Source organism: Devosia sp. GW821-FHT12F11, from assembly GCF_058806655.1.
On record NZ_JBXAPX010000006.1, the window covers coordinates 57,563 to 78,322 of the forward strand.

The following is a 20,760-nucleotide window of genomic DNA, read 5'->3' on the forward strand; positions in this document are numbered from 1 at the left end:
GCCATGGCCGCCACCCGTTCACGTTCGAAACTCATCTGGGACGTCATCAGCTACGTCGTCCTGATCGGTCTCGCCTTCATCGCCATCGCGCCGATCGTCTGGACCTTCCTCACTTCGCTGAAGTTCGAAGAGGACATCGTCACCCGCACGATGCAGTACATCCCATCGCGCATCACCTTCGAGAATTACGTCAAGCTGTGGAACCAGTCTGGCTATCCGGTGCTGGTGGTCAACAGCCTGATCGTCACCTCGGTGACGGTGCTGCTCTGTCTCCTCACCGGCACGGTCGCTGCCTATGCGTTCAGCCGCTTCCAGTTCAAGGGGCGCACCCAGCTGATGCTGGGGTACCTCATTGTTCGCATGTTCCCGGCGGTGCTGATGATCATCCCGCTGTTCATCATCATGCGCCAGGTGGGGCTGCTCGACAGCACCATCGGGCTGGCCGTCGCCTACACCAGCTTCCTGTTGCCGCTGTTCGTCTGGATGCTGAAGGGCTTCTTCGACGCGGCACCCAAGGAGCTGGAAAGCGCGGCGCGCATCGATGGCACCACGCGGCTCGGCGCCATGTTCATGGTGGTGATCCCGATCGCCCGCAACGGGCTGCTCGCCACTTGCGTGTTCGTCGCCATCGCAGCGTGGAACGAGTTCTTGTTCGCGCTGATGCTGACCACCAGCCAGGGCTCGCGCACCTGGCCGGTCGGGCTGCAGCTGATGGTTGGCGAGTTCCAGCTGCCCTGGGGCATGCTGGCCGCCGGCGGCATGATTTCCATCCTCCCCGTCATCGTGCTGTTCGCCATCGTGCAGCGGGCGATGGTCGCCGGCCTCACCGCCGGCGCAGTGAAAGGCTAGTCCCCCATGGCGACGCTATCGATCAACTCCATCCGCAAGAGCTTTGGCGCCGTCGAGGTGCTGAACAATATCGATATCGAGGTCGAGGATGGCGGCTTCCTGGTGCTGCTGGGGCCATCGGGCTGCGGCAAGTCCACCCTGCTGTCGATCATTGCCGGGCTGGAGAACAGTTCGGGTGGTGACATCCTGATCGGTGATCGGAACGTCAACGACGTGCACCCCAAGGACCGCAACATCGCCATGGTGTTCCAGTCCTATGCGCTCTATCCGACCATGCCGGTGCGCCGGAACATCGGCTTCGGGCTCGAGATGCGGAAGGTCCACGCGCGGGAGCGTGACGCAGCGGTGCAGCGCGCGGCGGAGCTCTTGCAGATCGAGCACCTGCTCGACCGCAAGCCGGGGCAGCTCTCCGGCGGCCAGCGGCAGCGCGTTGCCATGGGGCGGGCGATCGTGCGCAACCCCGACCTGTTCCTGTTCGACGAGCCGCTGAGCAACCTCGATGCCAAGCTGCGGGTGGAGATGCGGACCGAGATCAAGCGGCTGCACGACCGGCTCGGCACCACCACCGTCTATGTGACGCACGACCAGGTCGAGGCGCTGACGCTCGGCACCAAGGTGGCGGTCATGAAGGGCGGGGTGATCCAGCAGCTCGCCGACCCCGAAACCATCTACGACCGGCCGGCCAACATGTTCGTCGCCGGCTTCATCGGCTCGCCGACGATGAACTTCCTGACCGGCACGCTGGAGCAGGGCGATGGCGGGCTGGTGCTGCGGCACCGGGCGGGCACCCTGGCGCTCAACGGCTTGCAGCAGGAGGTCGGCGCTTTCGTCGGGCGCGAGGTCACCGCCGGCATCCGGCCGGAAACGCTCGATGTTGGGGACGGCGCGGCGGGGCTTTCCGGCATCGTCGACGTGGTCGAGCCGACCGGGCCGGACACCATGGTGATAGCAAGCGTCGGCGGACAGCTGATCACCGCGCGGCTCGGGCCCAAGGTGCGGCCGAAACCGGGCGATACGCTGAACCTCAGCGTCGACACCGCCGCCATCAACCTCTTCGACCCCGTAACGGGCAACCGGATCTAGCCAGCATGAGCAGCGCCTCCAGCATGCCGTCGATCGAGGCGGCCGATATCCTCCCCTTGCCCGAATGGGCGCTGCTGCAGCGGCAGATCTTCGCCGTGCTGAACGAGGCGGCGATCGAGTTTGCCGACCGCTACACCAGGCCTGACGGCACGCTGATCTGGCGCGATCGCTGGCCGGGCATGGATGGTTCGGACGACCCCTATGAGGGGTTCATGAACATGCCGCTGTTCTACGCGCTGGGCGGCTCGGAAGAGGTGTACAAGCGCTCGCGCACCATCTGGGACGGCATCACCTGGCAGTGGACCGAGTATGGGCAGATCCATCGCGAATACGACGCCTATTACGACTGGATGCACCACGGCGAGAGCAACCTGTTCTTCTACTTCTTCGGGCTCGCAGATCCGGCCGTGCCCAAGGACCGCCAGCGTACCCGGCGCTTCGCCGGCTTCTACAACGGCGAGGATGCCGAGGCTGAGAACTGGGATGCGGAGCGCAAGTTGATCCGCTCGCCGATCACCGGCAGCCGCGGCCCCCGCTTCACCCAGACGGCGGAGGACTGGTCGACGCATCGCGAGATCCTCGACGATTACCTGCCGCCCTTCGAGGACCTGCCGGGGATCGACAAATACGGCATGAAGACGCCGTGGTCGGACGATGCGACCTATGCCGAAATCCTCACGCGTATCAACCAGCGGCAATCACGCGGCGACGTACCGCTCAACCTCGGCGCCACTTCGCTGATGACGCATGCCTTCGCCTTTACCGGCGAGGAGAAATATCGCGCCTGGGTGCTCGACTATCTCGCGACGTGGGAGGAGCGCACGGCCCGCAATGGCGGCATCACGCCCGACAATATCGGGCTGAGCGGCGAGATCGGCGAATACAACGATGGCAAGTGGTGGGGCGGTTATTACGGCTGGCGCTGGCCGCACGGCTCGTTCTCGCTGCTCGAGCCGCTCTGTGTCTCGGGCGTCAACGCGGCGGTCCTCACCGGCGACATGCGGCACCTTGGGCTCGCGCGTTCGCAGCTCGATATGCTGTGGGGGCTCAGGCGCGAGGAGGGCGGCCAGCAGCTGGTGCCCAATCGGCACTACGATGAAGGCTGGCGCGACTATCGCCGTTTCCACCCGATGTACGGCGTCTACCTGTGGAACGTCTCGATGGCCGAGGAGGATGCCGAACGGGCCGAGCGCGGCTGGGCCGGCGACCTGTTCGACGTGGTGAACCCTGATTATCACGGCTATGGCAAGACCAATGGCGGCCATATGGGCTTCAACGGCAACACCGCGCAGTGGTTCAGGTTCATGCGCGGCAACTACCCCGATTATCCCGAGGCGGTGCTGAAGGCCGACCTCCAGACCATCACCGAGCAGATCGCCAATTATCGAAAAGCCGAGAATGATCCGGAGACGATGGATCACTACCGGGAGTCGATGACCATCCATATGTGGCAGCAGCTGACGCCGATGGTGGTGGAAGCGCTGACGCAGCTGACGCTGGGCGGGCCGATGCACGTCTATCACGGCGGGCTGCAGGTGGCGCGGTTCCGCTATTTCGACGCGGCGGGGAAGCGCCCGGGACTACCGCAGGGCGTGGCAGCTTTGGTCGATGGGCTCACGCATGATGGCGCGACGCTGACGCTGGTGAACACCGACGCGCTGCATGCCGCGGAAGTGGTGATCCAGGGCGGGGTGTTCGGGGAGCACGACATTACGTCGGTGCAGCTGGGCGATGCCGCGCCGGTGGCGGTCAGCGGGCGGTGGGTAACGGTGAAGCTGGCGGCGGGGGCGACGGCGCGGCTGACGCTCGGGATGCGCCGCTTCGCCAATGCGCCGAGCTATGACACGCCCTGGGTGCGTGCGGCGGATGGGCCGGCGCCGTTGCTGGGGCGGGAGGAGTAGCGCCAGCAACATCGTGCACGCTGCACACCCCACCCCATCCCTCCCCGTCAATGGGATGGGTGCCCGCTGGTGGCCATGGCGGGATCCAGCCACAAACTGGATGCCACCTCCCCCTTGACGGGGGAGGCAAGCGAAGCTTGGGACCAGAGCGACTTAGCGTAGCTCGGAGGGGGTGCGCGGAGGCACGGTGTTTGTCGGGACGGTGCTACCCCCGCCGCTGCGCCAAGTAGATATGATTACACGCCAGCACGGTTTCGCCGCGCTGGTTGAGCACCCGCACCTGCTCGGTCACCCGCCCATAGTTAGGGCGCTTCGGATCGTCATCGAGCCCGGCAATGGTCAGCTCAGTGTGGATGGTGTCGCCGATGAACACGGGCTTGGGGAAGCGCAGGCGTTCGTAGCCGTAGGTGAAGGCGAGCGGGTTGATTTCGGTGGCGGTCAGCCCGATGCCGATGGCGAAGGTCATGGTGCCGTGGGCGATGCGCTGGCCGAATTCCGAGCCCTTCATGAACTCGGCGTCCATGTGGTGTGGGAAGAAATCGCCGGTATGGCCGGCGTGCAGGACGAAGTCGGTCTCGGTGATGGTGCGGCCGGTGGTCTTGCGGACCTCGCCGACGACATAGTCCTCGAAATGCCGTGGCCGCTCCATCAGAAACTCTCCCGGAACAGCCGATCGAGATCGGCGAGGATGGTGGCGGGCGCCTCACGCGCCAGCAGGCCGGCGTTGAGCCGCTGCGATGCGGCATCCTGGAACGCCATGTAGCCATTGTGGCGCGGGCGGACATAGGCGCCCTCGAGGGTTTTGCGGGTGCCGCGATAGAAATTGCCGGTGGCGGCATTGACCGCATCGTCTTCCCACGCAGTGGCATGGCCGGGCTGGCCGCCGGAGCTGGCATAGAGGGTGCGCTGCACGTCGGCTGAGGCGACCCAGTAAGCGTAATCGATGGCGGCCTGCCGGTTCTGCGAGAAGGCGGAGACGGCGATGCCGGTGCCGCCGAGGGCTGAGCCTTTGGCGCCCGACAGCGGGATATCGGCAAAGGTGAGCTGGCGCGAGCGGAAGCCCGGCATGGCGTAGCTGACATAGCCATAGCCGAGCGGCATCAGCGCCAGCCTGGCATCCGGACGCGCCATCGCCTCGGAGGCGGCGATCGGGTCCATGGTGAAGTCGGCGGGGCCGAGATGAGCCGCGACCTCAGCCAGCATCTCGATGGCGCGGATGCCGGTGGCGCTGTCGACCAGTGGTCCGTTCTCGACGGCGCAGGGGTGGCCGAGATTGGCGGTGAGGGTGAAGAAGCTCATCATCGAGTGCGGCGGCAGCAACGGAAAGGCGACGCGCCCGGCTTTGGCCAGCGCCACGACGTCGTCCCAGTTCTTGGGAGCGTCGATCAGGTCGGCGCGATAGGCCATGATCTGCGTCGCGGCGTCGATGGGGAAAGCCCATTGGTGCCCGGCATATTCGTAGCTCGGATAGGACGCGCCGACCGAGCCTTCGGCCAGTGCCTGCCGCTCGGCTTCGCGGCCGGGAACGTCCAGAGGGGCAAGGCAGTTTTCGGCAACGACCTGGCCGACATGCGGATGGTCGATGACGATCATGTCGTATTGGCGGGCCAATTCCTCGACCGGGAAGGACTCGAAATCCTGGAGGCTCCGCTTGTCCCATTCGATGGCAACGCCGGTCTTCTCGGCCCAGGCTTTGGCGGTGGCGACCATCGGGTCATAGCCACGCGGGTGGCTCCAGGTCATGCCCTTGAGGATGGTCACAGGCCGAACTCCTTGCGGATCTCGACGCTCTGCTCGCCGATCAGCGGCGCGGCGCGATGCGTCTGGGTGCGCTGGCCGTCAATGCGGAGCGGCGAGCGGGTGGTGAGAATGGAGACGCCGTCATCGCGCACCACGGTCTGCAGCATGTCGAGCGCCTTGAACCCTTCGCTCTCCAGCAGCTCTGGCCATTCGAGCACCTTGGCGCACCAGATGTCGGCGGGCTCGAGCACGGCGAGCCACTCCGCGGTGGTGCGGGTCGCCAGCCGTTCGGCGATGATGCGCTTGATCTCGTCGCGGGCGCTGAACCAGCTCTTGGGATCAGCGGCGAAAGCTTCGAGCGCCGGCAGTTCGAGCAGGTCGCGGATCTTGCCGAGCGGGGTCATGGCGAGGGCCAGCCAGCCATCGGCGGTGGGGTACACGCCGTAGGGCGCGGAGAGGTAGGCATGGGCCGAGCGGAAGCCGGAGCGCTTCGGCGTACGCCGGCCATCATTGAGATGGGTGGTCAGCACCTCGAACTGGAAATCGACCAGCGCTTCGAGCAGGCTGGTTTCGACATGCGCGCCCGTCCCGGTGCGGCCCTTCTTCACCAGCGAGGCGAGGATGCCCTGTGCAACCGCGGCGCCGGCCAGCATGTCGGCGATGGCGAGACCGAACGGCACCGGACCCTGATCGTGATCGCCGTTGAGCCACATGACGCCGGAGCGGGCTTGCGCCAGCAGGTCCTGGCCGGGGCGCTGCACCCAGGGACCTGCCTCGCCATAACCTGTTATGGAGGCGTAGACGATGCCCGGGTTGAGCGCTTTGACGCTGTCATAGTCGAGGCCCAGGCGTTCGATCACCCCGGGGCGGAAGTTCTGCAGCATGACGTCGGCGCGACCGAGCAGCTTTTTGAGCGCCGCGATATCGGCGGGGTTCTTTAGGTCGAGCGCCAGGCTCTCTTTACTGCGGTTAATTGCGTGGAAGATGGTCGAGTCGCCGCCGATCTCGGTGTCGCTCAGATAGAGCCGGCGGCTGAGGTCGCCGCCATCGGGGCGTTCGATCTTGATGACGCGCGCGCCAAGATCCTGCAGGCGCAGCGAGGCATAGGGACCGGAAAGGAACTGGCAGAGATCGACGACGAGCACGCCGTCGAGGGGGAGGCTGGTCATTTCTCAGCGGTCTTTTGCTGTTTGGCCGCTGTCGCGAGCCTGCCCTTCGAACGCCGCGGGATCGCGGTACTTCACGGTCTGCAGATGCTCGCAGTAGAGCACCAGTTCGCCTTCGCCCTTGAACACTTCGTAGCTGGCGCGGATCAGGCCGAGCTCTTTGTATTTTGGGCGTTTTTCCATGTTGGTACGGATCGTGTAGATGGTGTCGCCGATGAAGGTCGGCTTGATGAACCTGAGCTTGTCATAGCCATAGCTGAAAGCGTTGATGCAGTTGGTGGCAACGAGCCCCAGCCCAGCCGAAAAGACAAAGGCCCCGGCGACGAGGCGGCGGCCGAACTGCCCTTCTGACGTGGCGAAGATCTCGTCCGCCACATAGGGGTGCATGTCGGTGACCAGCGCGTTGAACTGCATGCTCTCGCCCTCCGAGATGGTGCGGCGGAGCGAGCGGATTTTGTGGCCGACCTCAAAGTCCTCGTAGAACCAGTTCTCGGCATTCCACACCGGCAGCCGGGCGTGCTCGCTGGGCATGGTGGTTGGGTTGGTCGAGTGGATGCCGACGGTCGGAGTGCTCATGGCGCGGATCTCACTGGAGTGGCGGGCCTCGCGGCGGACTCGAAGGCGGCTTCGGCCAGCGCCATGGTGTGCCAGGCGTCTTCGACCGAGGTGACGAGGCGATCGTCTTCGCCCGCCGTGTAGCGCTGCAGGTTGCTCATCGTGCCGATGAAAGCGTGCGGGAACCAGCGGCCCTGCAACGGCACCTGGGTCCAATCCTCCTCACCACGAGGGGTGATCCACAGTTCGTCCGGCTCGCCCTCGGGGTAGTTGAGCAGCAGGCCGAGCTTCACCATGGCGGCGCCTTCAGTGCCCTCGATACGGAAGCTCGCATCCTGGAAGCGGCGGCCGAAATCGTGGTTGTGGTTGATCGAGAAGATGACGCGCTGGTCGGGCGCAAAATCAAACAGCGCGGAAGTGCGGGTCTGCGCCAGCGTTGTGGATGGGTGACCGAGGGTCCGGGCATGGACGCCGGTGGGATTGCCGAGCAGCGCGCGGAGCGCATCGAGATAGTGGATCGAGTGCACCGCGATCTCGACCCGCGGCATGCCGACGAGGAACGGGAACAGGTGCCATGGGGTGACGAGGTTGAGATGCACCTCGACATCGATCAGCCGGCCGAGCCAGCCGCGGTCCAGCGCATCGGCGACAGCCAGCAGCATCGGCGAGAAGCGGAGCTGGAAGTTCACTGCGGCTTTGAGCGACTTGGTCCGGCAGAGCTTCAGGATGGCCGTCGCCTCGGCGAGATCGCGGCCCATCGGCTTTTGCAGCAGCACTGCAGCGCCACCCGGCAGTTTTGGCAGCACGTCGAGATGGGCCGCCGGGGGCAGGGCGAGATCATAGATGGCGTCGGACGTGGCGATCGCCTCATCGAGCGAAGTGAAGGCCCGCGTGTTCCACTGCTCGGCGACTGCCCTGCTGCGTGCGGCATCGAGGTCGAACACGCCGGCGACTGGCAGGTTGGCGAGGCGATAGGCCGGCAAATGCGCGTCGGTGACGATGCCGCCGGCGCCGATGATGACGATCGGTTTGGGGGTGCCCGGATGGGGCCAGCTTTGCCTGAGGGCTCCGACGTCGATGCTCACCTGCTCCTCGTCCGCCGCCTGCGGCAGCCATTCTTATGTGAATGGGTATTTCACATGTGGGCTGTCGGAGCAACACTGATATATCAGATGCGGTAGATTGTCTCGGCGTTGCGGTGGAAGAGTTTCGCCTGTTCGTCCTGGCTGGCGCCGGCGACGATTTCCCTGCTCGCGGCGACCCAGCGGGTGAGGTCGGCGGTGAGGGTGAGTACCGGATAGTCGGAGCCCCAGACGACGCGATCCCAGCCGAAACACTCGATGATGTGCTCGACGAAGGGGCGGAGCTCGGCGGTGGTCCAATCGGGGGCCGCATAGGCGACAATGCCGGAAATCTTGGCCGCGACATTGGGCAGCGCCGCCAGCGCCTGGATCTCGCGCCGCCACGGGTGGAGTGCCTTGGCGGCCACATCGGGAACGCCGCAATGATCGAGCACGAACTGCACATCGGGGCAGCTCGCGACCAGTTCGCGGCCGACCGGCAATTGTTTCGACAGCACGCAGAGGTCGAAGGGCAGGTGCTTGTCGGCGAGGCGACGGAGGTTCGAACGGAACAGTTGGCCTTGGCTCAGCTCGTCGGACGAGGTGTGGAGGATGCGGCGAAAACCTTTGACGCCTTTGAGCGCTGCGAGGCGGTCGAGGTAAGCGGGGAACTCCGGGCTCTCCGGGCGGCATGCGGCAATGGCGCCGACGACCAGCGGATGCACTTCGAGGGCGTAGGTGGTTTCGGCTTCCATGTCGGCCTCGGCAACGTCCACCTCCATGTGGAGGGCTGCCTCGATGCCGAGCTTTTGTGCTTCAGCCCCATAGGCTTCGGCCGGCCAGGCCCGGTTCAGCGCGCCGGCGCCGCCGAGCCAGGGGTAGGTGAAGCGATCCATGTGCACCAGGTGCAGGTGGGTATCGACGATGCGCATGGCTTTGACCTCCCATTTACTCTTGTCGGACGATATTAGGGTGCCGCAGGAGTGGCTATTACGCGTTCGTCGACAGCTAGTTAGGCGTGTGTCGTGATCGTGGATGCCGCATTATCGCCTCATAGTCGCCGCCCTTTGACGGTTGCTTGGCATAGCGACATTTGAGGGAATTTTCCCATTGGGCAACGGCGGGTCGGCCGGAGCTCACCACAGCAGCCGCCCGGGCCACGGGCGGGGGTGAGTTAACGGGCAGCCGAGGGCAGGGGTAGTCGGGACTGTTACAGCGGCGGGTAAGAATCGGTCTGGCCATGCTGGCCCTGGCGCCATTGCTGGTGCCGGGAGCATCTGCGTTCGAGTTTTTCGGCATCAAGCTGTTCGAGGATCAGAGCGAAATCGACGCCGATGCGGTGATCGGCGATCCGCAGACCTATACGGCGACGCTCGAAACCACGGCGACAGGTGACGTGGCCAATGCCATCCGCGGCGCCTCGGCATTGCTTGCCGACCAGGGCGCACCGGCTTCGGGCGCAGCGGGGCTGCTCGCCAAGGCACGCAGCGACTATCGGCGTATCCTCGCGGCCCTCTACAACCAAGGCTACTACGGCGGCGCGATCAGCATCCTGGTCGGCGGCAAGGAGGCGGCGAACCTGCCTCCCGATACCGACCTGCCGGATCCGGTGGCGGTGGTGCTGAAGGTCGATGCCGGCCCGCTGTTCCGCTTCGGCAACGTCAAGATCACCAACCGCGCGCCGCTTGCCGGCGAGGCCGGCGACGAGGTCGAGCAGCCCGAGATTGCAGGGTTCGGGGCGGGTCTCGTGGCGAGGGCCACCGTGGTCGGGCGGGCTGAGCAACTGGCCGTCGATGCGTGGCGGCAGCAGGGCTATGCGGAGGCGGCGGTGGTCGACCGGCAGGTGGTCGCCGACCACGCAACCGACACGGTCGATGTCACCATCACGGTGGCGCCGGGCCGGCACGCGACGGTGGGAGCGATCGGGGTCAGCGGCACCAACCGCATGGATCCTGATTTCGTCGCGCAGCAGACCGGGCTGATCGCCGGCCAGGATTATGACCCCGACGACATCGCGCGTGCCGAAAAGCGGCTGGCGCGGCTCGACGTGTTCCGCGCCATGCGGATCGAGGCGGCGGGCGCCATCGGCAATGACGGGGTGCTGCCGTTCAACGTCATTGTCGAGGAGCAGGCGGAGCGGCGGTTCGGCGTCGGCGCCACCTACTCGACCATCGACGGGCTGGGCGTTGAAGGTTTCCACCTGTGGCGCAACCTGTTCGGGCGGGCCGAGCGGCTGCGGCTCGACGCCAAGGTTGCCGGCATCAACTGGCCGATCGCCACCGAGGAGTTCGACTACGCCTTCGGCGGTACCTTCACCAAGCCGGGCTTCCTGAACCCCGACAACGACCTGGTCGCGGCAGTGTCGGCCGAGCGCAGCGTCCTGCCGGCCTACACCGAGACCTCGGCTTCGGCGCGGGTGGGGCTGACGCAGTATCTGTTCGACCAGCTGACGCTCGATGGCTCGGCCTTCTACGAACGCTCGCTGTTCGAGGACGATTTCGGCACCCGCAACTTCTCGCTGGCCGGGCTGACCGGTGGGCTGATCTGGGATGCGCGCGACAACCCCCAGGATGCGACCGAGGGCTTTTACGTCAACGTGACGGCGGAGCCGTTCTACGAGTTCTATTACGGCAACCCGGCGTTCCGGACGACCGCCGAAGTGCGCGGCTACCTCAGCGTCATGGGTGACAAGCAACTGGTGCTGGCCGGCCGTGCCAAGGTCGGCGCGCTGGTCGGACCTGCGATCGACGAGATCCCGCCGGATCGGCTGTTCTTTGCCGGCGGCGGCGGGTCGGTGCGCGGCTATGGCTTCAAGAGCATCGGGGTGGATGGTCCCGGCGACACGGTCACCGGCGGCAAGTACCTGGTCGAGGGCTCGCTCGAGGCGCGCTACAAGGTCACCAACGATATCGGCATCGTCGCCTTCGTCGATGGCGGCTATGTCGCAGCCGAGGAGTTTCCGGGCCTCGATCAGCTGCGCCTCGGTGTCGGCGCCGGCGTTCGTTACTACACCGGGCTAGGGCCGCTGCGGCTCGATGTGGCGCTACCGCTCAACAAGCGGCCGGGCGACCCGGATTATGCGCTCTATGTCGGCATAGGACAGGCGTTTTGAAACGGGTTCTCGCCACCGGCATGATGTTCGGCTTCGGCCTTCTGGCCGCCATGCCGCTGGTCGCGCAGGACCAGGGCCAGATGACGGCCGAGCAGCAGAAGGACTGGTTCGTCGGCTTTGTCGAAGGCCAGTTGTCGACGCCCGAGCGGCAGATTCGCATCTCCAATATCGACGGCGCGCTGTCCTCGACCGCCTCGATCCGCGAGGTCACCATCTCCGACAAGGAGGGCGTGTGGCTCAGGGTCAACAATGCGGCGATCGACTGGGACCAGGGGGCGCTGTTCACCGGCCGCCTGCTGGTGCGGGCGCTCACTGCCGACAGCATCGAGTATCTGCGCAACGCCATCCCGAGCGGCGACCCCAACCTGCCGGCGCCGGAAGCGGCGCCGCTGGCGATCCCGGATTTCCCGGTGGCGATCCAGCTCGACAAGCTGAGCATTCCCAAGGTGACGTTCGGCGAGAACGTCTTCGGGCTCGGCTCCGAGATTTCGGTCGACGGCAACTTCCGATTGGAGGGTGGGTCGCTCGACACGGCCCTCAACATCGTCCGTCTCGACGGGCCGGGCGGCAAGCTCGACGTGGCCGTTGCCTACAAGCGGGCCGATAACAGCATTGATGTCGGGGTGACGCTGACCGAGCCGCCGAACGGCATTCTGGCCAACCTGCTCAACATCGAGGGCAAGCCCGAGATGGCGCTGGCGGTCAACGGCTCCGGCCCGGTCGCCGATCTCAAGACGACGATGACCCTCGATGCCGGCGGCAAGCGGGCGCTCGAGGGGCTGGCAACGATCGTGCAGAAGCCCGAGGGCATGGCGATCGACGCCGATCTGGGCGGGCCGATCGGCATGCTGGTGGCGCCGGCCTATCAGCCGTTCTTTGGCGCCGAGACCTCGCTCAAGGCTTCGGCGCTGCTGCGCTCGGCCGGCGGCGTCGATATCTCCGGGCTGAAGCTCAGCGGCGGGCAACTGGGGCTCGAGGCCTCGGGCGCGACCACGGCGGATGGCTTCCTCAGCCGGCTGAACCTTGCGGCGACCATCGCCGACCCCGCCGGCAACCGGGTGATCCTGCCGGCGCCGGGCGCGGCGACGACGATCGACAACGCTACGCTCAAGGTGGATTTCGGCGGGGCCGACAGCGACGACTGGTCGGCCGACCTTGTCGCCAACGGTTTTGCCAATGGCGGGCTTCAGGCGCGCGAAATCACGCTGCGCGGCAACGGCATTGCCAGTAATCTTGAAGATCCCGCCGGTCGCCGGCTGACCTTCAATGCCGACGGCATGGTCCAGGGGATCGTCTCCGCCGATGCCGATGTGCAGGCCGCCCTCGGCGATAGCGCCGGACTCGGGCTCGCCGGGTTGTGGAATGCCGGCGAGCCGCTGCAGCTGGCGCAGTTCCGGATGGTCGGCAAGGCGCTGACGCTGGGCGCGGCGGGCAAGTTCGACGACAACGTGTTCGACGGGCAGCTGGCGATCGAGACCAGCTCGATCGCCCCATTCTCGGGCGTCGCCGGGCGCGACCTCGATGGCGCGATGCATCTCACTGCCACCGGCACGGTGAGCCCGCTGATCGGCGGCTTCAACCTGACCCTCGACGGCACGGCGGAGAATCTCGCGCTCTCGGAGCCGGCGCTCGACCAGGTGCTGGAAGGCACGGTCAAGCTCAGTGGCCGGGTGGCGCGCACCCCCGAGGGGCTCGAGGCGGAAGCGTTCCGCATCGCCAATGACAATGTGCAGATCGCCGCCGACGGCACCTTCGCCACCGGCGCAGCGGATTTCAGCTTCAGTGCTGACCTCGCCGACCTGGCGCTGGTTTCGGACCAGGCGAAGGGTGCGCTGACCCTCACCGGCACGGCAAAAGGCAAGGGGGCCATTGCGCTCGACGTCGCAGCCAAGGTGCCGAGCGGTACGCTGGCCGGCAAATCGCTGTCGGATGCGGCGTTCGGCTTCACCGGCCAATTGGCCGAGGACGGCTCGCTCACCGGACAGCTCAAGGGCGATGCGTTCCTCGAGCGGTTCCGCGTGGCGCTGGGCGGCGATGTCGCGGTGGACGCCACGACCAAACGGCTGACCGGCTTGCGCTTCGAGGCTGGCCCGACGCTGGTGACCGGCGACGTGGTGCAGGACGCCGATGGACTGCTGACCGGCGCACTGAAGCTCGCCTCGCCAAACGTCAGCACGGCTGCGGCGCTGCTGCTGGTCGATGCGACCGGCAGTGCCGATGCATCGATCACCCTGACGCCTGCCGCTGGCAAACAGAACGCCGAGATCGTCGGCTCGATCGCCAAGCTTGCGACCTCCGACATCGAGATTGGCGCCGCCGAGATTCGCGCTTCGGTGTCGGACCTGTTCGGCGTGCCCGCCATAGACGGTACGGTGAACGGCCGCGCTATCGCGGCGGGTGGCATCAGCATCGACACGCTGCAGGCGCAAGCCTCGCGCAGCGGCGACGCCACGGCGTTCGACCTCACCGCGGCGCTCAGCAACCGCACCAATGTGGCGCTGGCCGGCAGCCTCGCGCCGCTCAATCAGGGCTATCGCCTGGCGCTCGACCGGGCCGATCTGACCCAGGGCCAGTTGCGGGCCCGTCTGGCGCAGCCGACGGCGCTGGCCATTGCCGGCGATACAGTGAGCCTCGATGCCGTGCAGCTCGATGTCGGTGGCGGCCGGATCTCGGCCACCGGCAGTGCCGGCGCGAAGCTCGACATCACGCTCGACGTGCAGGCGCTGCCGCTGTCCATCGCCAATGCCATTGCACCTGACCTGGGGCTCGCCGGCACGCTCAACGGCAGCGGCCGGATCACCGGCTCAGCCTCCGATCCGGCGGCCAGCTTCAGCATTTCCGGATCGGGCGTTTCGGCGGCGGCGATCAGCGAGTTCGGCATTACGCCGATGCAGTTCTCCGGGCGCGGCAGTTTCGCCAAGCAGACACTGGTGCTGGAAAGCGCCTCGGCGCAGGGCGCCGGTGGCTTGCAGCTGACGGCCAATGGCCGGGTGCCGCTCACCGGGCGCGGTCTCGCGGTCGAGGTGCAGGGATCGGCGCCGCTGGCGCTTGGCAACCGGTTCGTTGCCGATCGCGGCGGCCAGCTCAGCGGCACCGCCAACCTTAATGCCCGTGTTACCGGCAGCCTCAGCTCGCCGCAGTTCGCGGGTACGGTCTCGACCAGCGGTTCGGGCTATATCGATCCGGCGCTGAACCTCAGGCTGGTCGATATCACCGGCCGCGCCAGCCTTGCCGGCAACCGCATCAATATCGACAGCCTGACCGCCGGCCTTGCTACCGGTGGCTCGCTGTCGGTCGGCGGCTCGGTTGGGCTTGGCGCCGGCAATCCGGCCGATATCGCGGTGCGGCTCAACTCGGCCCGCTATGCCGATGGCAACATGTTCGTTGCCACCGTCTCGGGCGACCTGGCGCTCAGGGGCCGGCTCGATGCCAGCCCGACGCTGTCGGGCAATGTGATGATCGAGAAGGCCGACATCACCATCCCGGATTCACTCGGCGCCGCCGGGACGATCATCGACGCCAAGCACATCAACGCCTCGAAGCCGGTGCTGGCAACGCTGAAGCGTGCCGCCGTCACGGCGTCCGGTGCGCCGATGCCGCAGCGGCGGCCCTCGGTGGTGCAGCTCGACATCACCGTCAGCGCGCCCAACCAGATCTTCATCCGCGGACGCGGGTTGGACGCCGAGGTCGGCGGGTCGGTGCGGCTCACCGGCTCGGTCAACGACATCCGGCCGGTCGGCGGCTTCGAGCTCAATCGCGGACGGCTCGCCATCCTGGGTCAGCGCGTCACCTTCGAGGAGGGCTCGGTGACACTGGTCGGCGATCTCGACCCGTTCCTCGATTTCACCGCGCGCACCGAAGGCGACGGCATCACGGTGTTCGTCAATGTCACCGGCCGCGTCTCGGAGCTCGATATCGGCTTCAGCTCCAACCCACAGCTGCCGGAAGACGAAGTGCTGTCGCGGCTGTTGTTCAAGCGCTCGATGGGCGAGCTGACGCCGATCCAGTTGGCCAAGCTCGCCGGCGCCGCCGCGGAACTGGCGGGCGGCGGCGGCGGTTCGCTGGTCGACTCGCTGCGAGCCAAGGCCGGCCTCGACGATCTCGACGTGGTCACCAACGAGGATGGTAGCCTCGCCGTGCAGGCGGGCGCGTACCTGCAGGACAACATCTATCTCGGCGTTCAGGCCGGGGCAGATGGCAATTCGCGAGTGACGGTAAACCTCGACATCACCAAGGACATCCGGGCCAAAGTCTCGACCGGCACGGATGGGGATTCGAGCGTCGGCGTGTTCTACGAGAGCGATTACTAGGGGTGGTGGCTTCAGGTCTGCAGTCAGGCCTTCTCCCACAAGGGGAGAAGGCCTGACTGCACTATCGATCAATCTTCCCACCAAAGTCGAAACAAACACTAACATGTCAGTGCTTGCGCAAACGTTTGCGAGCAAGTAGCCTTCTCGTGCCCGCGGATGAGGAAAAACAACCCGCGCCGGGCGATCAGAGGAGGATAGATTCATGGATAGACGCAGTTTCCTGTGGTCTTCGGTGGCGCTCGGCGCGCTCGCCGTTGCTGCTCCTGGTGCCTTCGCGCAGGACAAGTTGACCATCCTGGGCTCGGTGCCCAGTCTCGGCTTCCCGTTCTTCGTGCATATGCTGAACCAGATTAAAGTTGAGGCCGAAGCGCAGGGCGTCAACATCATCGAAAGCGACGGCCAGAACTCGGCGCCCAAGCAGACGGCCGACATCGAGGCGGCAATCGTCCAGAAGGTCAACGCCATCGTCATCTCGCCGCTCGACGTCAACGCGCTGGCGCCGGCGATCGAGCAGGCGGTGCAGGCAGGCGTACCGGTGGTGACGATCGACCGTCGCGTCGATGGCGTCGAGGGCATCCTCGCCCATGTCGGCGCCGACAACGTCAAGGGCGGCGAGGCCGAAGCGCAGGCGCTGGTCGATGCCTTCCCCAATGGCGCCAAGATCTTCCATCTGCAGGGCCAGCCGGGCGCCGGTCCGGCGATCGATCGTAACAAGGGCGTGCACAACGTCATCGACCCGATCAAGGACAAGTACCAGATCATCTTCGAGCAGACCGCCAACTTCGCCCGCGCCGAAGCGCTGTCGGTCACCGAGGCGGGCCTTGCCGCCAACGGCAAGCCCGATGCGATCATCTGCGCCAATGACGACATGGCGCTCGGCGCCATCGAAGCCTGCGCTGCCCGTGGCTTCACCGATGTGAAGATCTACGGCTTCGACGCGCTGCCCGAGGCGCTGGTCGCGGTGCGTGATGGCACGCTTGCCGGCACCGTCGAGCAGTTTCCGGGCGAGCAGTCGCGCACCGCGGTGCGGATCGCGGTTGCCTATGCCAAGGACAAGACCGAGCCGGCCGAGAAGCTGGTGCTGCTGACCCCTGTGGTCATCGGCAAGGACAATCTCGACAAGGCCGAGCGTATCGGCGAAGCCGGGTAAAGTTCCTCCCGCCAACTGGCGCGCCAGTGGTCCGATGTGCAAGCATCGCGATCGCTGGTGCGCCAGTGGCATCTGGAGCGCTTCCAGGAAAGTTGCAGACTTTCCCGGTTCGGAAGCGCGACCGTGAAACCATTCGGGAGGGGACCGATGGCTGCAGTTGCCGCCGCGGAACAACTCGCGGCGCCGCTACTCGAAGTGGTCGGCGTCTCCAAGCATTTTGCCGGCGTTGTGGCGCTCAACGACGTTTCGCTCGATGTGCGGCGGGGAGAAATCCTCGGGCTGCTCGGCGAGAACGGCGCGGGCAAATCAACGCTGCTCAAGATACTCTCGGGGGCGCAGCCGCCGACCAGCGGGCGCATCGTGTTCGATGGTGCCGACTATCGCCCGCATAGCCCGGATGCGGCCAAGCGCGCCGGCATCGTCACTATCTACCAGGAACTGAGCCTGATCCCGACGCTGTCGGTGGCCGAGAACATCTTCATCGGCCGGGCGCCGCTGGGCGCCTTCGGCATTATCGACTGGCGACGGATGCGGCGCGAAACCACCGGGATCATTGCCCGGGTGGGGCTGACGATCGATCCTCATACCCCGGTCTCGGCCCTGTCGGTGGCCGAGCAGCAACTGGTCGAGATCGCGCGGGCGCTGTCGCTCGAGAGCCGGCTGATCATCATGGACGAGCCGACCTCGGCGCTGACCGAGACAGAGGTCAGCCAGTTGCTGAGGATCATGAAGCAGCTGCGGGCCGAGGGCGTCGCCATCATGTTCGTGACACATCGACTGGAGGAGGCCTCGGCGATCTGCGACCGGATGACGGTGCTGCGCGACGGGCGGCTCGCCGGGCATCTCAATCGCACCGACACGCCAATCCCCATCCCGCAGATCATCGAGAAGATGGTGGGGCGGGCGGCGTCGGAACTCTACGCCCGACCGACGCAGCGCAATGCCGCCGGCGCGGTGCGGCTCAGCGTCAGGGGCCTGCGCACGGTGCGCGACCCGGAGGCGCCGCATGCCATCGTGCTCGATGGTGTCGATATCGATCTCAAGGCCGGCGAGATCCTCGGCGTGGCCGGGCTCGTGGGTTCCGGCCGCACCGAGCTGGCGCGCGCGATTTTCGGAGCCGACCGGATCGCTGCCGGCACAATTACGCTCGATGGGCAGACGATCACCCCGGCCTCGCCAGCCGATGCAATCGAGCTCGGGATCGGGTTGGTGCCGGAGGATCGCAAGCACCAGGCGATCTTCGCCATGCTGGGCATCCTGCAGAATTTCTCGGTGGCGGCGCTCAAGGCCTATTCCAACGGGCTCGGGCTGATGGCTGAGGGCAAGGAGCGCGCGGCGCTGGCCGAGTACAAGAAGGCGCTCTCCATCCGCATGGCGTCGCCGGAGCAATCGATCGATGGGCTGTCAGGCGGCAACCAGCAGAAGGTGATCCTTGCCCGCTGGCTGGCCCGCGACCCCAAGGTGCTGATCGTCGACGAGCCGACGCGCGGCGTCGATGTCGGGGCCAAGGCGGAAGTGCACCAGATCCTGGTGCAACTCGCGGCGCGCGGCATAGCGGTGATGGTGATCTCGTCCGAACTGCCCGAAGTGCTGGCGGTGAGCGACCGGATCGTCACCATGCGGCAGGGGCGGATCACCGGCGAAATGCCGGCAGTCGAAGCGACGGAAGAAAAACTGATGGCGCTGATGGCGCTCGACCAGCGGCAGGGGGAGACCAGATGACGACGACAACCGAGCCCGCCGAAAAGAAAGGCCCCAACACGTTCGGCATCCTGAAGCGCTTCGGGCCGCTGTTGTTCCTGCTGGCGCTGGTCGTGGTCTTCACAGCGCTGAAGCCGAGCTTCATCGACCCGATCAACGTGTTCAACATCCTCAGACAGATTTCGATCACCGGGCTGATCGCCCTCGGCATGACCTTCGTTATCCTCACCGCCGGAATCGATCTCAGCGTCGGCTCGCTCCTTGCCTTCTGCGGCATGGTCGCGGCGGTGGTGGCGAAGGGCGGCACGGCCAATTCGATGTCGCTATCATCAGGCGGCGGGCAGGGCTTTGGCTGGTTCGCGGCGCTGCTCGCGGCGGTGATCGTCGGCTCGGTGGCCGGCGGCGTGCAGGGGTTGGCGATTACCCGGCTGAAAGTGCCGCCGTTCGTCGTCACGCTGGGCGGGCTCACCATCTTCCGCGGGCTGACGTTGACACTCTCCAATGGCGGGCCGATCTCTGGGTTCGATGCGTCGATGCGCTGGTTCGGCACCGGGCTGGTCGGGCCGGTGCCGGTGCCGGTGATCATCTTCGCCATCGCGGCGCTGCTCTGTCACCTGGTGTTGCGCTACACCCGCTATGGCCGGGCGGTTTACGCGGTGGGCGGCAATGCCGAGGCGGCGCGGCTCTCGGGCCTGCGCGTCGATCGCATCCTGATCTCGGTCTACGTCATCGTCGGGTTTTTTGCCGGGCTCGCGGCATTCGTCCTTTCGGCGCGGCTCAACTCGTCCGAGGCGGTGGCGGGTATCGGCTACGAGCTGACAGTGATCTCGGCGGTGGTGATCGGCGGCACCTCGCTGTTCGGCGGCATCGGCAGCGTCGGCGGCACCGTCGTCGGCGCGGCGCTGATCGGCGTGCTGCAGAACGGGTTGCAGTTCAACAACGTCTCGTCCTACACGCAGTCCATCGTCATCGGCCTGATCCTGATCGTCGCCGTGGCCTTCGACCGCTGGCTCAAGTCGAGGTCACGCAGCTAGAGGACGGCCACCCCCCGGGAGCAGCAATGGTCACCATCAAGGACGTTGCAAAGCGTGCGAACGTCTCGTTTACGACCGTCTCCCATGTGATCAACAACACCCGCCCGGTGAGCGCGGACGCTGCCCGCCGGGTCAACGCCGCGATCGCCGATCTCGGCTATTTTCCCTCCGACGTGGCGCGCGCCCTGCAATCGAGCCGGACGCGCACCATCGGGATGATCGTTACCACCACCTCTAACCCGTTCTTCGGCGAGGTGATCCGTGGGGTGGAGCGCGCCTGCTTCAAGCACGGGTATACGCTGATGATCTGCAACACCGACGACGTGGCGACCAACCTCGTCGCCTATATGCGGACGCTGTTCACCAAGCGGGTCGACGCCATGGTGGTAATGACCACCAATGCCAGCCCCGAGTTTTTCCGCCGGCTTGGGCAGATCAAGCGCGTGCCGGTGGTGGCGATCGATGCGCCGGCCGATACGGTGGCCTCGGTGTTCTCCGATGACTCGGTCGAAGGCGGGCGGCTGGTGGGTGAGTATCTCGCGACATCAGGCTTTCGGCGCATCGTCTGCGTCTCGGGGCCGGAAAGCCACCCGCGGATGGCCGATCGCATCGCCGGGCTGACAGCGGGGCTCGCGGCGCATGGTATTTCGCTCGATGGGGACTGGCTGGTCCGCACCGACCTCACCATGGATGGCGGGCTCGCCGCGGCGCACAAAATCCTGGCGCGACCTGGACCGCGGCCCGAGGCGATCTTTGCGCTCAGCGACATCATGGCGATCGGGCTGCTGCATGGGCTGCACGATGCCGGGGTGGAGATTCCCGGCGAGATCTCGGTGGTCGGCTACGACGACATCGAGTCGGCGGCGCATTTCTTCCCGCCACTGACTACGGTGCGTCAGCCAATTGCCGAAATCGGCACCAGTGCGGCGGAAGCGGCGATCAACCACCTCGATCGCGGCGTGCCGCTGCCGCGGAGCACGCAGCTAAAGCCCGAGCTGATATTCCGGCAATCGGCACGGTGGCCGGCCGGCGAGAGCTGATGATGGCCACCTGTTCCGTTGCCATCGTGGCTTTCCCCTCATCCGGCCCTTCGGGCCA

At 66.2% G+C, this 20,760-nt stretch carries 15 protein-coding genes; 9 read left to right on the top strand and 6 right to left on the bottom strand.

Translation table 11 applies throughout. From position 1 onward, the window contains the following. Positions 1–3 precede the first annotated feature (3 nt). The 3 genes from AC1ROK_RS17925 to AC1ROK_RS17935 are packed head-to-tail and all read left to right on the top strand — an operon-like array spanning position 4 to position 3,833. Complete coding sequence (locus tag AC1ROK_RS17925) at positions 4–849, top strand: carbohydrate ABC transporter permease (protein ID WP_492849383.1); 846 nt, start codon at positions 4–6, stop codon at positions 847–849. A 6-nt stretch (positions 850–855) separates the two neighbouring features. After that, a complete protein-coding gene (locus AC1ROK_RS17930; protein WP_492849385.1) occupies positions 856–1,932 on the top strand; it encodes an ABC transporter ATP-binding protein in 1,077 nt (358 codons plus the stop codon). Positions 1,933–1,937: 5 nt separating this feature from the next. After that, positions 1,938–3,833 (top strand): DUF8034 domain-containing protein, encoded by a 1,896-nt coding sequence (locus AC1ROK_RS17935; RefSeq protein ID WP_492849387.1) that lies wholly within the window; start codon positions 1,938–1,940, stop codon positions 3,831–3,833. Between the two features lie 205 nt (positions 3,834–4,038). Here the strand turns inward: AC1ROK_RS17935 and AC1ROK_RS17940 are convergent, their stop codons facing one another. From AC1ROK_RS17940 to AC1ROK_RS17965, 6 genes are all read right to left on the bottom strand, one after another. After that, on the bottom strand, positions 4,039–4,482 hold the full coding sequence (locus tag AC1ROK_RS17940) for a MaoC/PaaZ C-terminal domain-containing protein (protein ID WP_492849389.1): 444 nt from the start codon (positions 4,480–4,482) through the stop codon (positions 4,039–4,041). Beyond that, positions 4,482–5,576: an extracellular solute-binding protein gene (locus AC1ROK_RS17945; RefSeq protein WP_492850008.1), complete on the bottom strand. Its 1,095-nt coding sequence runs from the start codon at positions 5,574–5,576 to the stop codon at positions 4,482–4,484. The genes AC1ROK_RS17940 and AC1ROK_RS17945 overlap by 1 nt, the downstream gene beginning before the upstream one ends. A 14-nt stretch (positions 5,577–5,590) precedes the next feature. Then, positions 5,591–6,742, bottom strand: a complete 1,152-nt coding sequence (locus AC1ROK_RS17950; RefSeq protein WP_492849391.1) for a CaiB/BaiF CoA transferase family protein — start codon at positions 6,740–6,742, stop codon at positions 5,591–5,593. Positions 6,743–6,745: 3 nt separating this feature from the next. Then, positions 6,746–7,315 carry a MaoC family dehydratase gene (locus AC1ROK_RS17955; protein ID WP_492849393.1) on the bottom strand — a complete coding sequence of 190 codons (570 nt, stop codon included), beginning with the start codon at positions 7,313–7,315 and terminating at the stop codon, positions 6,746–6,748. Then, positions 7,312–8,379, bottom strand: coding sequence for a Gfo/Idh/MocA family protein (locus AC1ROK_RS17960; protein WP_492849394.1), 1,068 nt, complete (start codon positions 8,377–8,379; stop codon positions 7,312–7,314). Before AC1ROK_RS17960 ends, AC1ROK_RS17955 begins: the two co-directional genes overlap by 4 nt. 83 nt (positions 8,380–8,462) lie before the next feature. Continuing rightward, entirely contained in the window at positions 8,463–9,287 is an 825-nt protein-coding gene (locus tag AC1ROK_RS17965) for an amidohydrolase family protein (protein ID WP_492849395.1), read from the bottom strand. Between the two features lie 308 nt (positions 9,288–9,595). Here AC1ROK_RS17965 and AC1ROK_RS17970 point away from each other — a divergent pair, with 308 nt between their 5' ends. The 6 genes from AC1ROK_RS17970 to AC1ROK_RS17995 all read left to right on the top strand — a co-directional run bounded on the left by AC1ROK_RS17970 (position 9,596) and on the right by AC1ROK_RS17995 (position 20,702). After that, positions 9,596–11,467 (top strand): autotransporter assembly complex protein TamA, encoded by a 1,872-nt coding sequence (locus AC1ROK_RS17970; protein ID WP_492849396.1) that lies wholly within the window; start codon positions 9,596–9,598, stop codon positions 11,465–11,467. Then, the gene (locus AC1ROK_RS17975; protein WP_492849398.1) at positions 11,464–15,777 is read left to right on the top strand and encodes a translocation/assembly module TamB domain-containing protein; all 4,314 of its coding nucleotides are present in this window, start codon (positions 11,464–11,466) and stop codon (positions 15,775–15,777) included. The genes AC1ROK_RS17970 and AC1ROK_RS17975 overlap by 4 nt, the downstream gene beginning before the upstream one ends. Before the next feature lie 202 nt (positions 15,778–15,979). Further along, a complete protein-coding gene (locus AC1ROK_RS17980) occupies positions 15,980–16,927 on the top strand; it encodes a substrate-binding domain-containing protein (protein ID WP_492849400.1) in 948 nt (315 codons plus the stop codon). A 147-nt stretch (positions 16,928–17,074) separates the two neighbouring features. Continuing rightward, positions 17,075–18,649, top strand: a complete 1,575-nt coding sequence (locus AC1ROK_RS17985) for a sugar ABC transporter ATP-binding protein (protein WP_492849402.1) — start codon at positions 17,075–17,077, stop codon at positions 18,647–18,649. Further along, positions 18,646–19,662 carry an ABC transporter permease gene (locus AC1ROK_RS17990; protein WP_492849404.1) on the top strand — a complete coding sequence of 339 codons (1,017 nt, stop codon included), beginning with the start codon at positions 18,646–18,648 and terminating at the stop codon, positions 19,660–19,662. The genes AC1ROK_RS17985 and AC1ROK_RS17990 overlap by 4 nt, the downstream gene beginning before the upstream one ends. Positions 19,663–19,688: 26 nt before the next feature. Next, the gene (locus AC1ROK_RS17995) at positions 19,689–20,702 is read left to right on the top strand and encodes a LacI family DNA-binding transcriptional regulator (RefSeq protein ID WP_492849406.1); all 1,014 of its coding nucleotides are present in this window, start codon (positions 19,689–19,691) and stop codon (positions 20,700–20,702) included. The last annotated feature ends 58 nt before the right edge of the window (positions 20,703–20,760 follow it).

Excerpts from the sequence above, each read along its gene's own strand:
- AC1ROK_RS17945 (WP_492850008.1), bottom strand. The coding sequence starts at position 5,576 with ATGACCTGGAGCCACCCGCGTGGCTATGACCCGATGGTCGCCACCGCC.
- AC1ROK_RS17985 (WP_492849402.1), top strand. The coding sequence starts at position 17,075 with ATGGCTGCAGTTGCCGCCGCGGAACAACTCGCGGCGCCGCTACTCGAA.
- AC1ROK_RS17940 (WP_492849389.1), bottom strand. The coding sequence starts at position 4,482 with ATGGAGCGGCCACGGCATTTCGAGGACTATGTCGTCGGCGAGGTCCGC.
- AC1ROK_RS17995 (WP_492849406.1), top strand. The coding sequence starts at position 19,689 with ATGGTCACCATCAAGGACGTTGCAAAGCGTGCGAACGTCTCGTTTACG.
- AC1ROK_RS17955 (WP_492849393.1), bottom strand. The coding sequence starts at position 7,315 with ATGAGCACTCCGACCGTCGGCATCCACTCGACCAACCCAACCACCATG.
- AC1ROK_RS17935 (WP_492849387.1), top strand. The coding sequence starts at position 1,938 with ATGAGCAGCGCCTCCAGCATGCCGTCGATCGAGGCGGCCGATATCCTC.
- AC1ROK_RS17930 (WP_492849385.1), top strand. The coding sequence starts at position 856 with ATGGCGACGCTATCGATCAACTCCATCCGCAAGAGCTTTGGCGCCGTC.
- AC1ROK_RS17980 (WP_492849400.1), top strand. The coding sequence starts at position 15,980 with ATGGATAGACGCAGTTTCCTGTGGTCTTCGGTGGCGCTCGGCGCGCTC.
- AC1ROK_RS17965 (WP_492849395.1), bottom strand. The coding sequence starts at position 9,287 with ATGCGCATCGTCGATACCCACCTGCACCTGGTGCACATGGATCGCTTC.
- AC1ROK_RS17925 (WP_492849383.1), top strand. The coding sequence starts at position 4 with ATGGCCGCCACCCGTTCACGTTCGAAACTCATCTGGGACGTCATCAGC.
- AC1ROK_RS17970 (WP_492849396.1), top strand. The coding sequence starts at position 9,596 with ATGCTGGCCCTGGCGCCATTGCTGGTGCCGGGAGCATCTGCGTTCGAG.
- AC1ROK_RS17990 (WP_492849404.1), top strand. The coding sequence starts at position 18,646 with ATGACGACGACAACCGAGCCCGCCGAAAAGAAAGGCCCCAACACGTTC.
- AC1ROK_RS17950 (WP_492849391.1), bottom strand. The coding sequence starts at position 6,742 with ATGACCAGCCTCCCCCTCGACGGCGTGCTCGTCGTCGATCTCTGCCAG.